Origin of the sequence: Rhizocola hellebori (assembly GCF_016862955.1) — a bacterium.
Lineage (GTDB): Bacteria > Actinomycetota > Actinomycetes > Mycobacteriales > Micromonosporaceae > Rhizocola > Rhizocola hellebori.
Genome location: NZ_BONY01000194.1, coordinates 1 through 925 on the forward strand (window position 1 = coordinate 1; position 925 = coordinate 925).

Here is a 925-nt window from a genome sequence, read left to right on the forward strand (position 1 = left end):
AATTCGAGCGTTCAAAGCCCACTCTTCCAGGATCACCGCGAAGCGCCGCTCTGAGTAGAGCACTGCCTGCCGCGCCATGCGGACGCGCACAGCCTCAGCGATGTCATCAGGCACGCCGCGCACCTCGGCGATGCGTCGCAAGCGAGTCTCGGCATACGCCGGGGTCTGGAACAAGCCAGGGATCACGCCCGGCTCATAGATGCGGAACTGTTGCGTGCGTTCATATAGCGGCACTCTGTCGGCATGCATCTGCCGGAACCCGCCGCGCTCTCGACCGCGGAACTCGACGTACAAGCTTTCGACCGCACGCAGCGCGGCGAGCAAGTCAGGCAGCTGGTCGCTGGCGCCGCAGTGCACCGCCCACGCGCGCACGTCCTCCGTGCCAGGTGGCCGGATGCAGTGCTCGATTTTGCTCACCTTGGAGGCGTGCCAGCCGGCCAAAGCCGCCAAAGCGCGGCCCGTGAGACCCGCTTCCTCGCGAATCCCACGAAGCCGCGCCGCGAACGCTTCACGCGCCGCGCGAGCGGGAGGCAATGCCGGGGGCAACGTAGCTGCGCCGGTCAGGCGGGCTGGTAGTCGGCGTGATCGGTGCCGAGCTTCCACACGGCGTCGAAGGCTTCGACGCAGAACGCCAAACCGTCCTCGGTCCCGACGACGGTTCCGACACGCACGCCGCCGCCGGAGAAAAGGCTGAACAACAGCACATCATCGACAAGCCAGAAGTCGTTTCCTGGCAAGCGAATCTCCGACGCTAGTCGACGCGGCAACCAGCGCACCTGCTCGCCAGGTGCGAGGTTGGCTTGCGGCGTAACAGCGTGCTCGAACTGCACATAGGACGACATCGGCTCTGAGATGACCCGCGCCCTGCGGAAGTCGACGCCGCGCGCCACGACCGGCTTTACCAGCGCCCACCAGGACGCGTAAA

General features: G+C 66.3%; 2 protein-coding genes. Both read right to left on the reverse strand.

Annotated elements, in window-relative coordinates; all coding sequences use genetic code 11:
- The coding region (locus Rhe02_RS49465; protein ID WP_239124581.1) for a Scr1 family TA system antitoxin-like transcriptional regulator at positions 1-603 on the reverse strand (603 nt) is incomplete at its 3' end.
- The coding region (locus Rhe02_RS49470; RefSeq protein ID WP_203915554.1) for a DUF6879 family protein at positions 561-925 on the reverse strand (365 nt) is incomplete at its 5' end. The genes Rhe02_RS49465 and Rhe02_RS49470, both read right to left, overlap by 43 nt.